The 16,725-nt window shown below is 72.1% G+C and carries 10 protein-coding genes; 2 read left to right on the top strand and 8 right to left on the bottom strand.

Translation table 11 applies throughout. From position 1 onward, the window contains the following. Positions 1-63 precede the first annotated feature (63 nt). Complete coding sequence (locus tag ACWDEW_RS20710; RefSeq protein WP_450514413.1) at positions 64-2,211, top strand: MMPL family transporter; 2,148 nt, start codon at positions 64-66, stop codon at positions 2,209-2,211. Positions 2,212-2,236: 25 nt separating this feature from the next. On the opposite strand, the gene pepN is transcribed toward ACWDEW_RS20710, so the two are convergent. Both pepN and ACWDEW_RS20700 read right to left on the bottom strand, forming a co-directional pair. After that, entirely contained in the window at positions 2,237-4,669 is a 2,433-nt protein-coding gene (gene pepN / locus ACWDEW_RS20705; protein ID WP_450514412.1) for an aminopeptidase N, read from the bottom strand. A gap of 287 nt (positions 4,670-4,956) precedes the next feature. Beyond that, positions 4,957-5,628, bottom strand: a complete 672-nt coding sequence (locus ACWDEW_RS20700; RefSeq protein ID WP_450514411.1) for an IclR family transcriptional regulator — start codon at positions 5,626-5,628, stop codon at positions 4,957-4,959. 286 nt (positions 5,629-5,914) lie between these two features. Here ACWDEW_RS20700 and ACWDEW_RS20695 point away from each other — a divergent pair, with 286 nt between their 5' ends. Next, the gene (locus tag ACWDEW_RS20695) at positions 5,915-8,758 is read left to right on the top strand and encodes a BTAD domain-containing putative transcriptional regulator (RefSeq protein ID WP_450514410.1); all 2,844 of its coding nucleotides are present in this window, start codon (positions 5,915-5,917) and stop codon (positions 8,756-8,758) included. Here the strand turns inward: ACWDEW_RS20695 and ACWDEW_RS20690 are convergent. From ACWDEW_RS20690 to ACWDEW_RS20665, 6 genes are read right to left on the bottom strand one after another with little or no spacing between them, the layout of a single operon-like run. Next, positions 8,755-9,726 (bottom strand): PDR/VanB family oxidoreductase, encoded by a 972-nt coding sequence (locus tag ACWDEW_RS20690; protein ID WP_450514409.1) that lies wholly within the window; start codon positions 9,724-9,726, stop codon positions 8,755-8,757. The two genes, ACWDEW_RS20695 and ACWDEW_RS20690, sit on opposite strands and share 4 nt — an antisense overlap. Next, positions 9,716-11,152: a glutamine synthetase family protein gene (locus ACWDEW_RS20685; RefSeq protein ID WP_450514408.1), complete on the bottom strand. Its 1,437-nt coding sequence runs from the start codon at positions 11,150-11,152 to the stop codon at positions 9,716-9,718. The genes ACWDEW_RS20690 and ACWDEW_RS20685 overlap by 11 nt, the downstream gene beginning before the upstream one ends. Positions 11,153-11,157: 5 nt before the next feature. Continuing rightward, the gene (locus ACWDEW_RS20680) at positions 11,158-12,510 is read right to left on the bottom strand and encodes a Rieske 2Fe-2S domain-containing protein (RefSeq protein ID WP_450514407.1); all 1,353 of its coding nucleotides are present in this window, start codon (positions 12,508-12,510) and stop codon (positions 11,158-11,160) included. A 34-nt stretch (positions 12,511-12,544) separates the two neighbouring features. After that, complete coding sequence (locus tag ACWDEW_RS20675; protein WP_450514406.1) at positions 12,545-14,491, bottom strand: primary-amine oxidase; 1,947 nt, start codon at positions 14,489-14,491, stop codon at positions 12,545-12,547. Beyond that, positions 14,488-16,035 (bottom strand): gamma-glutamyltransferase, encoded by a 1,548-nt coding sequence (locus ACWDEW_RS20670; protein WP_450514405.1) that lies wholly within the window; start codon positions 16,033-16,035, stop codon positions 14,488-14,490. Before ACWDEW_RS20670 ends, ACWDEW_RS20675 begins: the two co-directional genes overlap by 4 nt. Next, a complete protein-coding gene (locus ACWDEW_RS20665) occupies positions 16,032-16,685 on the bottom strand; it encodes a cyclase family protein (protein WP_450514404.1) in 654 nt (217 codons plus the stop codon). Before ACWDEW_RS20665 ends, ACWDEW_RS20670 begins: the two co-directional genes overlap by 4 nt. Positions 16,686-16,725: the final 40 nt, after the last annotated feature.

Genomic DNA, 16,725 nt, shown 5'->3' with positions numbered 1-16,725 from the left:
CCGATAGCGGATGAACGGGGCGGCGGGCTAGACTCGCGCAACCTACGACGCGGGGAGTCCGGCATGCGACGGTGGGCCGAATTCGTACTGCGGCATCGCAAGGCGGTCGTGGCGTTCTGGGGTCTCGTGCTGATCGCCGGCATCGCGCTGGCCGGCCGGACCACGGACCGCCTCACGATCGACTTCTCGCTGCCCGGCCAGCCCGGCACCGTGACCGCGCACAAGATCGAGAAGGCATTCGGCAGCGGCGGCGACACCAATCCGTATCTCCTGGCGGTCACCCTGCCCGCCGGGCAGACCGTCACCGGCCACGAGGCGGACGTCGGGCGCGTGTTCACCGCCGCCGGCACGGCCGCACCGGGACTGCGGGTGATCGACGAGGCGAACACCGGCGACAAGGCGTTCCGGACGAAGGACGACCGCACCGCCTTCGCGCTGGTCTTCTACCGGTTCAACCCGTCACCCGGCCAGACCCTGCTGACCGATCCGATCAGGACGGCCGCCGAGAAGGCCGCGCCGGCGGGCGCGAAGGTCGGCGTGACGGGCGAGGACCCCCTCGCCTCCGGTGGCGACAACGGGGGCGGCCCCGGAGTAGTCGGCGAGACCCTCCTCGGTGCCGTCGGCGCACTCGCCGTCCTCGCCTTCGTGTTCGCGTCCTTCCTGGCCTTGCTGCCGCTCCTGGTGGCCGCGGTGTCGATCCTCGCGACCTTCGTGATGCTGCTGCCGCTCACCTACGCCACCGACGTGTCGTTCATCGTGCAGTTCCTGGTCGCCCTCATCGGCCTGGGCGTCGCGATCGACTACTCGCTGCTCTTCGTCACCCGCTGGCGCGAGGAGCGCGACCGCGGCCGGGACAACCACGACGCGGTCGTCGTCGCGATGCAGCACGCCGGGCACGCGATCGTGTTCAGCGGCGTCACGGTCGCCATCGGCCTGCTCTCCCTGGTCGTCCTGCCCGTCCCGTTCCTGAGAAGCATGGGGTACGGCGGAGCGCTCATCCCGCTCGCCAGCGTGCTGACGACGCTCACCCTGACCCCCGCGATCCTCGGCGGCATCGGACCCAAGGTCGACTGGCCCAAGATCCGGCACGAGAACCGGGCGAGCCGCTTCTGGAGCCGCTGGACCACCGCCGTCGTACGGCGCCGCTGGATCGCGGCCGGCGCCGCGCTGGCCGCGCTCGCGGCCCTGGTCGGCGTCTTCCTCGGCATCAAGATCGGCCTCGCCTCCTCGGAGTCCCTCGCCAAGAACGGCCCGGCCTACGACACCCTCCAGACCCTGGAACGCGGCGGCGTCCCGACCGGAGCGCTCACCCCGATGGAGGTCCTGGTCAGCACCGACCAGGCCAAACCCGTCGCCGCCGCACTCGCCAAGGTCGACGGCGTGAGCAGCGTGCTCGTCCCCACCGGGCCGGCGGGCAACCGGGGCGGTCAGAGCATCGTCGTCGTCATCCCCGACACCGAGACGGTCAACTCGAAGAGCATCGACGTCGTCAAACGGGTCAAGACCGCCACCGAACACCTGCCCGGCGCCGTAGGCGTCGCCGGTGTCGGCGCGGCCCAGATCGACTTCCTGCACGCCGTGTACGGCAACTTCCCGCTGATGCTCACGATCATCGCGCTGCTGACGTACGTCCTGCTCGTGCGCGCTTTCCGCTCGCTGCTGCTGCCGCTGAAGGCGGTGCTGCTCAACCTGATCTCACTGGCCGCGACCCTCGGCCTGATGGTCCTCTTCTGGCAGGACGGTCACGGCTCCAACGCGATCTTCGGCATCGCCGCCACCGGGGCCGTCACCTTCTGGATCCCGATCATGATCTTCGCGTTCCTGTTCGGACTGTCCATGGACTACGAGGTGTTCATCCTCACCCGCATCCGCGAGGAGTACGACGCCGGCCTCTCGACCGACGAGGCGGTGGTCGAGGGCATCGGCCGCACCGGCCGCCTCGTCACCAGCGCCGCACTCATCCTCTTCCTCGCCTTCGCCGCACTCGCCTCCGGACCGGGCACCGACCTCAAGACCCTGGCGACCGGCCTCGGCATCGGCATCCTGCTGGACGCGACCATCGTGCGGATGCTGCTCGTGCCGTCCCTGGTCTCCCTCTTCGGTGGCTGGAACTGGCACCTGCCCGCCTGGGCGGCCCGGCCGCTGCGCGTACAGCCGTCGTACCCGCACCCGGAACGGCCCGCAGCCGAGGCGACGCCACCCGGGAAGTGACCCACCGCCCGGAACAGGGGGCGGGTCAGGCGCCGCCGGCCCGCGCGCGGAGCATGCGGCCCACCTCGTCCGAGCGCTCCAGGAGCGTGGTGCGGATCACCGGCACCGCGTCCAGGGACGCCTGCCGGGCCCGCTCGATGTACTCCGGGTCGATGGCGTGCAGCGGGAAGAGGTGGTGCGTGTAGCCCATCGCCGGCAGCATGCCGCCCTGGTGCAGCTTCGGGATCGCCTCCAGATAGCGCTCGGCGTAGGGGGCCAGCAGCTCGTCCTGTTCCGGCCGCCAGAAGGCCGCCGCCACCACGCCGACGGAGTTGATGGGGACGGCGCGGTCCACGGCAAGCTGCTGCCAGACCTCCGCCTTCGCGGCCGCGTCGGGCAGCGCGGCCCGGACGGTGAGGGCGCGGGTCCACGCGTCGGGGTCCGGGTCCCGGGCGAGCAGGAGCTCCGACTCGGAGGTGACGTCCCCGCCCAGTTCCGCGTCGCGGACCAGCGCACGCCAGAGCAAGTCGACGTCGGCACCCGCCCGTTCGCGGAGCCGGTCGAGATCGTCCCGGGTCGTCGCGGTACGGGCCAGTCCGCGCAGCGCGACCTGACGGCGGCCGGGGTCGTCGGCGAGCCGGAGACAGGCCGCCGCCACCGCCGCCGCCAACTCGGCCCGCTCGGCGGCCGGCGCCCACAGTTCCGCGATGGTCGCGGCGAGGTTCAGATACGGCTCGATCACCGCGTCGGACGTCTCGGCCGACAGCAGCGCGGTGAGGCTCCGCCCGGCCTCCGAGGCCGTGGCCTCGCCGGTCGTCAGCATGTCCCACACGGTGGCCGCGGCCACGCCCCGCGAGATCGCCGTGGGCAACCGCGCCGCCGTACGGAACAGCGCGTCCCTGGTGGCGGGATCCGGGCGGGTCGTCGCGAAGGTCAGGTCGTCGTCGTTGATCAACAGCACGTCGGCGGGCGGGAGTCCGGTCACCGGGGTCCGGGTCTCGGTCACCTCGACCCGCACCAGCGCCCGGCGCTCCAGCGCGTCGCCGTCCTCCCCGTACGCGCCCACCGCCAGCACCTGCGGACGAGGGCTGCCGTCGGCCACCAGCGTGAGGGTGTCGCCGTCGCGCTCCAGTGTGAAGCGGTCGGTGCCCGCGGTCGCCAGCCAGGCCGTGCGCCAGGTGTCCAGGTCGCGGCCACTGGCCTCCGACAGCGAGTCGATCAGGTCCTGGAGCGTGGTGTTGCCCCACGCGTGGCGGGCGAAGTAGGCGGCCATGCCGGTCCTGAAGTGCTCTTCGCCGACGTACGTCTTGAGCTGCTGGAGGACGGAGGCGCCCTTGGGATAGGTGATGTTGTCGAAGATCGACGCGGCCTCGGCGACATCGTGGATGGGCTGGTGGATCGGGTGCGAGGCGGGCCCCTGGTCGGACAGATACGCGCTGATCTTGCCGATCATCAGATGGCTCGCCCACGCGTCCGTGTGCCGGGTGGCCTGCTCGGCGGCCCAGTGACAGGCGAACTCCGCGAACGCCTCGTTCAGCCAGAGGTCGTCCCACCAGCGCATGGTGACGATGTTGCCGAACCACATGTGCGCCATCTCGTGCAGCAACACCCGTGCCAGCAGCCCGTGTTCGGCCGGAGTCGGCGCGGCCCGCCGCAGGAACGCGTCCGACCACGTCACACAGCCGTAGTTCTCCATCGCCCCGCCGAACTCCGGCACGAACACCTGGTCGTACCTGTGCTGCGGGAACGGCATCGCGAAGGCCTCGGCGTAGAAGGCGAGGCCCTGGCGGGTGAGGGTGAACATCTCGTCGGCGTCCCGCTCCAGGACCCGGGCCAGCGAACGGCGGGCGTACAGACCCAGGCTGTGGCCGTCCACCTCGCGGCGGACCTCGTGGAAGGGGCCCGCGTTGATGACCGTGTTGTACGTCGACAGGGGCGGGGTGTCCGGGAACGTCCACCGGCGGGCCGCGCCCAGCTCCTCCACCTCCGCGTCACCGGAGTTGCTGGTGACGGTCCACGCGGCCGGGGCCGTGACGGTGAAGGCGTGCGGGGCCTTGAGGTCGGGCTGGTCGAAGCAGGCCCATACGAAGCGGGCCTCGTCCGGTTCGAAGCTCATCCACACGTACACCTCGCCGTCGCCGGGGTCCGTCGCCCGGTGCACGCCCTGGCCGGCGGTGGTGTCGGCCTGCACGCTCTCCACGCGCAGCACGTTGTGCGCCGCGAGACCGGAGAGCTGGATCCGCCCGTCCGCGCCGGGGCCGACCTCGACCCCGTTCAGCGTCGCGCTCAGGACCCGGGCCGCGCAGTCGACGAAGGTCGTCGCGCCCGGCTCGCGACAGGTGAACGCCACGGTGGAGACGGAGCGGACCTCCGGCCCGTCGGGCAGCGCGGTCAGATCGACGTCCACGTCGTACCGCTCGACCGCGATCAGCGCGGCCCGGAGCTCGGCTTCGGTACGGGTCAGGCTTCGGATCCCCATGTGTCCTCCCTCGGCAGACAGCGGCCGTCAGCCTATGACGGAGATCGCCGGGCCGGTGCAGGGTTTTCGGCGCCCCACGGACGCGTCGGCGACAGTTGTACGACGGTGACGGTGACGGCGACGTGCCGCGACCGCCCGCGCGGATCGGTACGCGGGGCGCTCGCTCCCGCCCGGGCGCCCGGCGTACCAGGGCCTGTCCGTCGGACAGGCCCTGGCGGACGGGGCCGTCGGCGTGTCCGGTGCTCATCCCCGCACGAGCGCCGAACACCGCCGCCGGCCCCGCCGTGTCACCGCCCCCGCAGACCCGTGCCGATCACCCGGGCGGTACGGCGGGCGGTCTCGGCGAGCCGCTCCAAGTGGTGTGCCGGATCGGTCAGCACACAGAGCGCGGCCAGCGGTGTGGCACCCGAGCCGAACAGCGGAACCGCCGCACAGCACACCCCGCTCACCACTTCCTCCCGGTCGAACGCGACACCCCGCTCCCGGATCACGGCGGCATCCCTCGCCCAGGACGCGGGAAGCGGCCCGAGCAGCGGTGCCGGGGCAGCCGTGGCCACCAGGACCTTGCCCGCCGCGGTGAACCACGGCCAGGTCATACGGGTCTGCAGCGGATCGAGCTGTTCGATGTCGTCGGGACACCACTCGACCATCAGCGTCTCGCCCTTCCACAGCACGGCGATCCCCGCCGTCGTACCCGTGAGCTGCGCCAGCCGGCGCATCGGTTCCCGCGCCGCGGCCCGCAGCCGGGGATGCGGCTGCCAGGCCCGCCCGAGGCGGAACATCCGTCGGCCCACCCGGTAACTCCCGCCGCACCGCTCGACCGCGCCCAGGTCCGCCAGCTGCTCCAGCAGCCGGTACGCGGTCGTCTTGGGCAGCCCGCAGTCGGACGCCAGTCTCGTCGGCCCCGCCTCCACGGCCTGCTCCACCGCCTCCAGCAACGCGAACGCGCCCTCCAGCACACTCCTTCCGCCTGCGTTTCCCGTGGTGGCCGGTAACGCCTCCGGCCGCTGTACCGGCACCCGAGTCCCGGGTGCCATCACTTCCCCTGCGATCACACTTCTCGCCCCCGTTTGCCTGTTGCGCAGCCGCCAGGCGACGGCCCTGCCGTCATGCGTCGACGGGGAGCGGTCGGCACCCCGTCCGTTCCCCAGCAGATTCGCACCGGTGTGTGACCGGAAACCTTGTCGAAGGCTTGTCGCGCCGCGTACACGTCCGTGAAAGAAAGGAGGAGGCTTTGTGCAGGGGGTGGCGCACACCATGGTGGACGTGCAGTTGCTGGGGCCGGTGGAACTGTCGGCGGCGGGCCGCGCGGTGGAGGTGGGTCCGCCCCAACGCCGCACCGTGATGGCCGCGTTGGCCGTGGACGTCGGCCGGCCCGTAGCGGTGGACGTGGTCATGGAGCGGGTCTGGGGCACGCGCGCGCCGGACGGGGCGCGCGGCGCCGTGCACGCCCATGTCGCCCGGATCCGGCGGATGTGCGAGCAGGCCGCGGAGACCGCGCGGGAACCGTTGTCCGTGGTGAGGCGCTCCGGCGGCTACCTCCTGGAGGCCGGCCCGGACCAGGTGGACGTGTACCGCTTCCGGCAGTTGGTCGACCAGGCGCGGACCGCGGGCCCGGCCGAGGCGGAGCGGGCCCGGCTGCTGCGCGAGGCGCTGGACCTGTGGCGCGGGGAGCCGCTGTCCGGTCTGCGCGGACAGTGGGCGGCCCGGATGCGCGAGGCCTGGCGGCGCCAGCACCAGGACGCCGCCGTCGGCTGGGCCCGCGCGGAACTGGGCCACAGCGATCCCGCCTCCGTCATCGACCCGTTGACCGGCCTGCTCGCCGAGTACCCGCTCGCCGAACCCCTCGCCGAGGCCCTGATGCGGGCCCTGCACGAGTCCGGCCGCAGCGCGGAGGCCCTGGACTGCTACGCGGCCGTCCGCAAACGCCTCGCGGAGGAACTGGGCACCGACACCGGACCGGCACTGCGCCAGCTGCACCAGACGATCCTGCGCGGCCACCGCCACGGCCCCGCCAAGCGGCCCAAACCGTCCGAGGGGGCCCGGCCGACCGAACTGCCCGCGCAACTCCCCATGGCGGTACGGGGATTCACCGGCCGCGACGAGGAACTGACCCGGCTGGAGGAGATCCGCGCCTCGGCGCAGGGCGAGTTCGCCACCGTGGTGATCTCGGCAGTCTCCGGCATGGCGGGCGTGGGCAAGACCGCCCTCGCGGTGCACTGGGCCCGCCGGGCCGAAAGCGCCTTCCCCGACGGACAGTTGTACGTCAACCTGCGCGGCTTCGATCCGCAGGGCGCGGTGATGCCGCCGACCGAGGCGGTCCGGGGGTTCCTGGACGCACTGGGCGTACGGCCGGACCGGGTGCCGCCGGGCCTGGAGGCCCAAGTCGGCCTCTACCGAAGCCTGTTGACGGGACGTCGGATACTGGTCGTGCTCGACAACGCCCGCGACGAGGAGCAAGTACGCCCGCTGCTGCCGGGGGCGGTCGGCTGCATGGCGCTGGTGACCAGCCGGAACCGGCTCACCGGGCTGGCCGCGACCGAGGGCGCCCATCTGCTCGCGGTCGACCCGCTGACCCCGGACGCGGCACGGAACGTTCTCGCGGAGCGGCTCGGTACGGGCCGGGTGGCGGCCGAACCGGAGGCCGTCGCGGACGTCGTCACCTGGTGCGCGGGACTGCCGCTGGCCCTGGCGGTCGTGTCGGCCCGCGCCGCGGCCCAGCCCCGGCGGCCGCTCGGCATGCTCGCCGAGGAACTCCGCGAGGCGGGCGGCCGGCTGGACGCGCTCGACGGCGGCGAGGAGGCCAGCCAGGTACGGGCCGTGTTCTCGTGGTCCTACAGCGCGCTCAGCCCGGCCGCCGCTCGGCTGTTCCGGCTGCTCGCACTGCACCCGGGCCCGGACCTCTCACGGAACGCGGCAGCCGCCCTGGCCGGTGCTCCGCCGGAGCGCGTCCGAGGATTGCTCGCCGAACTCATCGCCGGGCACCTGCTGGTCGAACAAGCCCCGGGACGATACGCGTTCCACGACCTTTTACGCGTCTACGCGAGGGAGTTGGTGGCCACGTACGACGACGAATGGGAACGACGGGCGGCGCTGCACCGGATGATGGACCACTACCTGCACTCGGCACGGGCGGCCGACATCCTGGTGACCCCGCAGCCCAACCCGGTCGCCTCCCCGGCGCCCAGAGCGGGCGCGAACCCGGTGGAGCCCGAGGACTACGGCAGGGCGCTCGCCTGGCTCGTCGCCGAACATCCGGTGCTCCTGGAGATCGTGCGCCAGCCGCCGCCCGGCTTCGACGGCCATGTGTGGCGACTGGTCACGGTGCTGACCACCTTCCTGGACCGGCACGGCCACTGGGAGGTGCTGCTGAGTGCCGGCCACAGCGCGCTCGCGGCGGCCGAACGGGACGGCGACCTGGTCGGCAGAGCGGGCGCCCACCGCGGACTCGGCCTGGCCCTGGACCGGCTCAAGAGCCCGGAACCGGCCAGGGAGCACTACTTACGGGCTTTGGAACTCTTCGCCGAGCTGGGCAGCGACGCTGGGCAGGCCCGTACCCATCAGCATCTCGCGCGGATGTCGGGAGCCCAGGGCAACCCCGGACTGGCACTGGAACACGCCTACCGGAGCCTGGAGCACTACCGCAGGGCCGACGACCCGGCGGGACAGGCTGCGGCGCTCAACCACATCGGCTGGCGGGAGGCCCATCTCGGCGAACACCACAGCGCGCTGGCGCACTGCGAGCAGGCACTCGAACTCGCCCGGGCGGCCGGCGACGTGGACGGACAGGCCCACACCTCCGACAGCCTCGGCTACATTCACCACCAACTCGGGCACCACCAACAGGCCGTGGAACACTATCGAGAAGCGGCGGCCTTGTTCCGCGCCACCGGGGAACGCCGCAGCGAGGCCGCCTGTCTCCTCTGTCTCGGCGACACCCACCGCAGCGCCGGCTGGCCCGCCGCCGCCCACGAGGTCTGGGCCCGCGCCCTCACCCTCGCCAACGAACTCGGCCTGCCCGACGACGATCCCCTGCGCACCGATCTCCACGACCGCATCAGCGAACTGCCCACGAAAAGCGGTACTTAGAGGTCCAGCTCCAGCACCGGGGAGTCGCAGCGGCTCACGCAGATCATCATCGTGGTGGCGGTGGGGCGTTCGGACGGCTCGATCACCGTGTCGCGGTGGTCCGGAAGCCCGGCCATGACCGGCGTCTCGCAGCTGCCGCAGTAACCCTCCTCGCAGGAGTAGGGCACATCTGGCAGCTTCTCCCGTACGACGTCCAGCACGGAACGGTCGGAGGGCACGGTCAGCCGCAGCCCCGAACGGCTCAACACCACCTCGAACTCCCCGGCAGCTGTACCGAGTTGCTCGGCGCCGGTGAATCGCTCCAGGTGAAGCACCCGCGCGGAGTCAGGTGTCCGGCACAGCTCCGTCAGCGCGTCGAGCATCGGCTGCGGGCCGCAGGCGTAGACGACGTGCGTGGGCGGGGCGGCGGCGAGTTCGGCGGCCAGGTCCGGCAGACCGACCTCGTCCTGCGCTACGAGCAGTACCCGGTCGCCGCCCAACGCCATCAACTCCTCGGCGTACACGAGCCGGGACCGGGTTCGGGCACCTAGAACCAGCCGCCAGGGGAGGCCACGCGCAGTGAGCTCGCGGGCCATCGGCAGCAGCGGGGTGACACCGATGCCGCCGGCCAGCAGCAGATAGCCCTCCGCAGGCACCAGTGGGAAGCGGTTGACCGGCCCGCTCACCTCCAACTCCCTTCCCACCAGGGCGGTTTCGTGAATCTCCCGGGAACCGCCATGCCCTCCCGGCACGTGATGCACGGCTACCGTCCATGCCTCCGTGTCCGTCACCTCTCCGCACAGCGAGTAGGCCCGCCGCAGTCCCGAGGGCAGGGTCAACTCCACGTGCGCTCCCGGCTCCCAGACCGGCAGGGCGCCGCCGGTGGCCCGGGTCAGCCGCAGTTCCACCACGTCATGGGTGATCCAGCGGACCTGCCGGACCAGGAGCCGTTGGGGCGTCGTTCGAGGGGAGTCGAGGTCAGAAGACACGGAAGTACTCCCGCTGTTCCCAGTCGGTCACCTCTTGGCCGAAGCGGTCGATCTCGGCCCGTTTGATGCTCGTGTAGTACGCCACGAAGTCCTTGCCGAGCCGGTCGGCGAGCATCCGGTCGGACTCCAGCGCGTCCAGGGCCTCGCCCAGCGAGCGGGGGAGCGGTTCGGCGCGGGCCGCGTACGGCTCGTCGGCGGCCGGTCCGGGTTCCAGTCCTCCCGCCACGCCCTCCAGCCCGGCGGCCAGTTGGGAGGCGAGGTAGAGGTAGGGGTTGGCGGCCGGCTCGCCGATCCGGTTCTCCAGCCGGGTGGACGACGGCCCGTCGCCCAGCACCCGCACCATCGCCCCGCGATTGTCCCGCCCCCACACCGCACGGTCCGGTGCCAGCGACAGTGAGCGAAAGCGCTTGAAACCATTGAGAGTCGGGGTTGAGAACGCGCTCGTGGCGCGTGCGTGCCGCAGCAGCCCGCCGAGGAAGGCGGTGCCGTACGGCGACAACGGCGGCCCGGACGCGGTGAGTTCGCCGTCCTCCGGCGCGAAGATCCCCACGCCGTCCCGCAGCACGCTCTGGTGGAGATGCCAGCCGCTGGAGAAGACGCCGGGGAGATGGGGGCGGCACATGAAGGTGGCGTGGTGGCCGTGACGGGCGGCGACCTGCTTGACGGCGCTGCGCAGCAGGACCATCGCGTCGGCCGTGCCGAGCCCGTCGGCGGGCTGGAGGGTCAACTCGACCTGGCTCGGCCCGAATTCGACCTCCAGGCTGCGCAACGGCAGCCCCAGCCCCTCGATGTTCGCGCGCAGCACGTCGAGGATGGGGTCGAGTTCGTCGTAGCGCAGCTCGCTGAGGTACTGGTAGCCGTGGTTGAGCATGCCGACCTCGGGTGCTGCGCCGGGCTGGCCCTGGTCGCCCGGGCCCAGCCGGGGATCGTCGAGCCGGAAGAGGTGGAACTCCACCTCCAGGCCGGTGCGGTAGGTCAGCCCGTCGGCCTGGTCGAGGACCGAGCGCAGCAGTCCGCGCGTGCACAGCGGGACAGGCGCGCCCGAGGTGAAACGCAGGTCGCACAGCAGCCAGCCCGATCCCGGCGACCACGGCAGCATCCGGAAGGTCGACGGGTCGGGCACCATCACCATGTCGGCGGCGCCCCGCAGTTCGGGCAGCCCGAGCGGCGTCTCCTTGGTGAAGAGAGGGAACACGGTCCGCCCGGACGTGTCCTTGGCGAGCAGGGACGAGGCGATGCCGGTGCCGTCGCGCAGTACATTGGGCAACTCGCCCACGGTGACGGTCTTGCCGCGCAGCAGACCGTGCTGGTCGGCGAAGACCAGCCGTACCACCGTCATCCCGCCGCTCTCGGCGCGCGCCTGTATCTCCCGTGCGGCGGCGGCCTGTTCGGGGTCCCACAGGCCGTGGCGTTCGATGAATCCCACGCGGCTCAGCCGTCCGTTCCCAGCGGACGCGCCCAACTGCTGTCGGCACGCTGCTTGTCGGTGACGGCCGTCCAGTGCTCCAGCCAGCCCTCGGTCGGCCCGATCCCGTCCAGCGCGACCGGCCCGTGCAACCGCCCCGCCTCCTCGGCCGTCAGCACCAGCGGCGGATCCTCACCGCGCTCGACCGCGCCGATGGCCTCGCCGAGCATTCGGCGGTACATCACGATGGCCTTGTCGGAGCGGCCCAGATGTTCGCGCGTACGGTCCTGGACGGACCCCTGCCCCTCCACTGCCCACTGGTCGTGCACATTGATGTCGAAGCCGAGCCCGGTGTACGTCGTCGTCCGCTGCTCCACCGGGTCGTAGCCGTAGCCGTTCGCGCGGCCGAAGCGCGGCCGGTAGTCGGGCAGGGTGACCGCGCCGACCCGCTGCCGGCGCATCTTCGCCTGGTCGACCGGGCCGCCGACACTGGTGAACAGGGCGTACCAGTAACTGGAGTTGTCGTCGATCGGAACATGCCACTGGGTGATCGCCGTCTCCGCGTCCAGGGGGATGTGGAAGGCGTGCGGGAACACCTGGTGGGTGATGCGGACATGGGTACGGCTGCCGTCCATCGGCAGACCCTGCGTGTCCGTGCCGTCGAGCGTGCGCCGCGCGGTGATGCGGATGCCGTACGGGGTGCGGGCGGCGTCGATGTCGGGGCGGCCGTACTCGCGCAGGATCTTCGTCATCGGGAGGTCGGTGCCCTGGGAGGCGGCGCGGAACTGTTTGCCGTAGCTGTCGGCGGGGTCCTCGTCCTGGAAGAAACGGTGGAGGTAGGAGGCGTGGGCGGGGTCGATGCCGACCTCCAGGGCCTGGAGCCAGTTGCACTCCAGCAGCCCCTTCCAGGCGAAGGCGTGGTCGGCGGGGGCCTGGAAGCAGTCCAGGGCGGGGAGTTCGGGCGGCTCGCCTGGGCCGAGATAGCCCCAGATGATGCCGTTGATCTCGCGGACCGGGTAACTGCCGAGGCGGACACGGGACTTGAGCGGGCTGTCGACGGGCTCGGCGGGGGTGTCGAGACACGAGCCGTCGCGGGCGAACAGCCAGCCGTGGAAGCAGCAGCGCAGCCCGCCGTCCTCCAGCCGGCCGAGCGCCAGGTCGGCGCCCCGGTGCGGGCAGCCGCGGTCGACGAGACCGAGTTCGCCGTCCTCGTCGCGGAACAGGACCAGGTCCTGACCCATCACCTTGGGCGCCACCAGCGGCCGTACGCCGTCGAGTTCCTCGCCGAGGGCGATCGGCTGCCAGTAGCGGCGCATCCACTCACCGGCCGGGGTGCCGGGCCCGGTCCAGGTGAGCCGGGTGTTCTCTTCCTCGCGCATGGGACGCCTTTCTGATGAGGGGGAGGGGGCGCGGTCAGCCGCAGCAGTGGTCCGGGGCTGTGGGGCTCGGGATGTGGCAGGAGACGGGGGCGGGCACGTCCAGGGCCGGATTGCGGTCGAAGAAGCCGTCGGGCTCCAGGCGCAGCCGCGCCTTCGCCACCGGCATCACCGGCCACTCCTCGGGACGCGGGAAGTGGTGCGAGCCGACCGTGGCCCACAGCACCAGGTCCGTGCCGTCCAACGACCGGTTCTCCTCCTGCCACTTGTGGACGCCGTCCGCACCCGGCTCGGCCTGGTTCGGGTACTCGCCGCCCACGAACCGCCGCTCCGCGTCGTAGGCCGTCGCCCACAATTGCCGCCCCACGAACGGCGCTCGGCGCGCGCAGACACTGTCCTCGCGTACCGGCAGCACCGCCGTGTTCTCCAAGTGCACGCGGTACGCGGTCGGTTCGCCCATCCGGTTGCGGGACTCGGTGCTCTCCACCCGCCAGTGCAGCGCGCGGGACGGGTCGGTGCGCCGGGCGCCCTCCGACTCGCTGAGGATCGGCCGCAGCACGGTCCTGGCCGCGTTGCCGTACGGGTCGAGGACCGGGTCGGGCTCGTGCTCGGCGGTGACCTCGACCAGTCGGTTGGGATCGCCGTCCACCGCCATGTCGAGGCGGACGCTGAAGAAGTGCTGGTGGTTGGTGACCGCGACGTTCGGCGCGACCCGGCGCGCGTACGGTGTCGCCTCGTCCTCCTCGACACCGGTGGCCGAGAGGATGCCGGTCATCTTGATCTCCAGCATCACCGAACCGTCCTGGTACAGCGACCAGTAGAAGCCGTAGTCGTAGTTGGCGACGGTCGCGAACGCCGAGATGATCAGCCGGCGCGAACGCCGCACCTCCGTACGGCCGGTGCGGCCGTCGTGGTGCTTCCAGAGGATGCCGTCGTCCTCCTCGTGCACGCATACGGCGTTGGGTATGCGCCGGGGCACGCCGTCGCCGCCGAGTACCGCCGCGTCGAAGTACTGGATGACACCGAGGCAATCGCAGCCGAGAGCAAGGGAGTTGGTGAGCGGACCGGCGCCGTACTCGCCCCAGTCGAAGAAGTTCTTCCGGTACTGGGTGGACGCGGTGTCGAAGTACGGGACGTACATCTCGTTGACGGCCGCACGCCGGATCACCTGCCGGGGACCTTTCCCGGCCGCGGCGAAGGACAGGTCGTGCAGCACCAGCCCCTCGCGATGGCTGAAGCCGACCCGCACCGACCACCCCTGCCAGTCGATCCGCTGCCCGGTGACGGTGAAGCTGGGACCTCCCGGCTGGACGACCTCCAGCGGCTTCAGCCCCGGGCGCTCGGCCACCGTCCCGGCCGCGAACACACCCGACTCCTCCGACAGCGGGATCACCCCGTGGTCCTCGATGTGCAGGATCTCCATTGTCTCCATGTCGATGATGGGCACGACTCCCTGGACGGGACGGGCGTAACCGTTGTCGTCCTCGTCGGTGCGATGCCAGACACTGCCCCAGGTCAGCCGGCGGCCCGCGTACTCGGGCGGCTCGAAACCGCCGATCGACTCCGGGTCCACCATCACCAGCGACACGTCGTGGATACCGCGCAGCGAGAGCGCGTCGCGGAAGCGCGGATCGGCGCGGCACGCGGCAGCGGCCTGGCGCGCCTCCTCCGAGGAACAGCCCGGACTGCGGACGTCCAACTCCCGCCAGGCGGTGGCCTGCGGCTTGTCGCCGAGTTCGAGGTCGACCTCGAAGGCATGGCGGGAGGAGGGGGAGAACACCACCGCGCGGGCCCGCCGGGCGTCCCCGGGCGCGGCACGGCGGGCGTGGTCCTCGTCGAGCGCCACACCCCAGAACCGCGCGTCGTCGGGGACCCGGGTGTCGGCCCTCAATACCCCTACGGCCGTGGCGAGTTCGGTGACGGTGAGGGGGTCCAGCGGATGCGGTGCGTCGGCCGGTACGGGTTCGGGGGCGAGAGTGCTCACAGGGAACTTCCTTCCAAGGTGGTGCCGCCGTCGGCGCGCGGATCGGAGGCGCCGTCCAGCCGGCCGCCGGCGGACAGCCGTACGGCCTGGGTGTGACCGCACAGATCGGTACGGCCCGGCGTCACGACGACCGGAACCGCCGACGGGAACGCGCTGGTGGCCGCCGGGACGGACCCGGGCTCGGCCAGCAGTGTCTGCGTCTCATGACCGATGTCGCGGGCGCCGACCACCCAGCGCGGACGGTCCAGTACGGCGGCCGGATCGGCGGCCGGGTCCATCAGCTCGGGCACGGTCTGGGCGAGGATCTGCGGCTGCGCCCGGCCGCCCTGACAGCCCGCCGCGAGCAGCAGGTCGGCGGACCGGCCGAGCACGGGACAGAGGGTGTGCGGCGGCCGCAGACCGGGGCCGACGAGGGCCGGATGACCGGGCAGCAGGCTGAAGGCCGAGCCGCGGTTGTGCAGCACGATGCCCGTCTCCGGGTCGCAGATCCCGGAACCGAAGGTCTGGTACACGCTCTGGATCAGCGAGACGGCCAGTCCGGACGCGTCCACGGCGGTGATCGCGACGGTGTCCCCGGCGGGCCGGAAGGGCGGCTCGGGCGGTCGCGCACCGGCGAGCGGCGCCGGGCGCAGCAGCCCGTCCAGGTCGACGGGCGAGGGGCCGAGCGGATCACCCAGCAGCAAGTCCTGTGCGGCGGAGGCGTCTTGGCAGCGGGTGGCCAGCACACCGGTGCGCTCCGGTTCGGGCAGCTTCGCCACCGAGGCGGCGGTCTCCAGCACGGCCAGCAGGCTCGCCCCCTGGCTCGGCGGCGGCGCGGTCCACCACCGCGTACCGGCCACGTCCAGCGTCAACGGCTCGCGGTACTCCGCCCGATGGGCCGCGAGATCGCTCGCGGTGAGTGGACTCCCGGCCCAACGCAGGCCGTTCGCCAACGCCTCGGCGACCGCACCCCGGTAGAAGGACGACGGATCGTCGGCGAGCGTGCGCAGTACGGCGGCCAGCCGGGGCTGGGGGAGCGGTGCGCCCTCGTCGAGCGGTGCGCCGCTGGGTCCGGTCAGCAGCGCGGTGAGGCCGGGGTCCGCGGCGATCTGCGGGGCCCGTTCACGGATGGCGCGCGCCAGACCCGCCGATACCGTGGCCCCGTCCTCGGCGAGTGCGGCGGCGTCCCGCAGTGCGGCGGCCAGGGCACCGGGAGTGCCGTGAGCCTCGGCGAGCGCGGTCCAGCCAGCCACCACACCGGGCACGGTCACCGTGTGCGGGCCTTGGGCGGGCATCCGCTCGTCGGCCGCGCGCAATGCGTCGACGTCTACGGCCTGTGCGGCGGCCCCCGCCGAGATCAGCGCGCGCACCGAGCCGCCGGGGGCGTGGACGAGGGCGATCAAGTCGCCGCCCAGGGAACACTGGTGGGGGTAGACGACGGTCAGAGCGGCGGCTGCCGCCAGCGCCGCGTCCACGGCGTTGCCGCCCCGCTCCGCCGCACGCCGGGCGGCCGTCAGCGCCGCCGGGTGCGGTGCGGCGAGGATCAGCGGGCAGGCGGCTGTCATGCCTCGTCCCTGGGGAACAGGACGGTTCGGGAGGGGGCGGCCTCGGCGCCCTGCAGCGGCAGGGGGAGGGAGATCATGTCGTAGACCCCTGCCGGTGTGTGCAGGAGGTCCACCACTTCCAGGATCAACACCTCGGCCGCGCACAGGAGTTGGTGGGTCTCCCAGTGGGTGGTGTAGGCGACCGCCTCGATGCTCAGGTAGTCGATGCCCGCGGTGCGTACGCCGGCCTCGATGAGCCGTTCGGCGCCGTCCGGGGCCAGTCCGACCCACTGCCGGGCCTTCCACGGGCTGCGCAGGACGCCTTCCGAATTGCTGGTGCGCAGCAGCACGCGTTCCTCGGTGCCGAGGCCGGCCGCGTCCAGATCGGCGGCGGTGATCTGTTCCTTGACGTGGGTGAGATCGAGGACCCGGGCGGTGCCGCTGAGGGCGGACAGGTCGAGCCGGTCGACCGTCTTTCCGCCGTCGATGAAGTGGGCCGGAGCGTCGATGTGGGTGCCGGTGTGGGCGCCGATCCGCCAGCGGCTCACATTGGAGGCATCCCCGGCGGTGCGGGACTCGACGATCTCCACCTCGGGTCGGCGGCCCCAGTGCAGCATGCCGGGATGGATGGGAACGGACACGTCGATCGCCTTGGCGAAGTCCAGATTCATGCGGCCCTCCTATTGGATGCGGATATCATGGAAGTGGATC

The organism is Streptomyces sp. NPDC001100, assembly GCF_053598575.1.
The sequence above is the reverse complement of the archived record's forward strand: the minus strand, read 5'-3'. Positions and strand labels throughout refer to the sequence as shown.

Excerpts from the sequence above, each read along its gene's own strand:
- pepN (WP_450514412.1), bottom strand. The coding sequence starts at position 4,669 with ATGGGGATCCGAAGCCTGACCCGTACCGAAGCCGAGCTCCGGGCCGCG.
- ACWDEW_RS20710 (WP_450514413.1), top strand. The coding sequence starts at position 64 with ATGCGACGGTGGGCCGAATTCGTACTGCGGCATCGCAAGGCGGTCGTG.
- ACWDEW_RS20680 (WP_450514407.1), bottom strand. The coding sequence starts at position 12,510 with ATGCGCGAGGAAGAGAACACCCGGCTCACCTGGACCGGGCCCGGCACC.
- ACWDEW_RS20670 (WP_450514405.1), bottom strand. The coding sequence starts at position 16,035 with ATGACAGCCGCCTGCCCGCTGATCCTCGCCGCACCGCACCCGGCGGCG.
- ACWDEW_RS20665 (WP_450514404.1), bottom strand. The coding sequence starts at position 16,685 with ATGAATCTGGACTTCGCCAAGGCGATCGACGTGTCCGTTCCCATCCAT.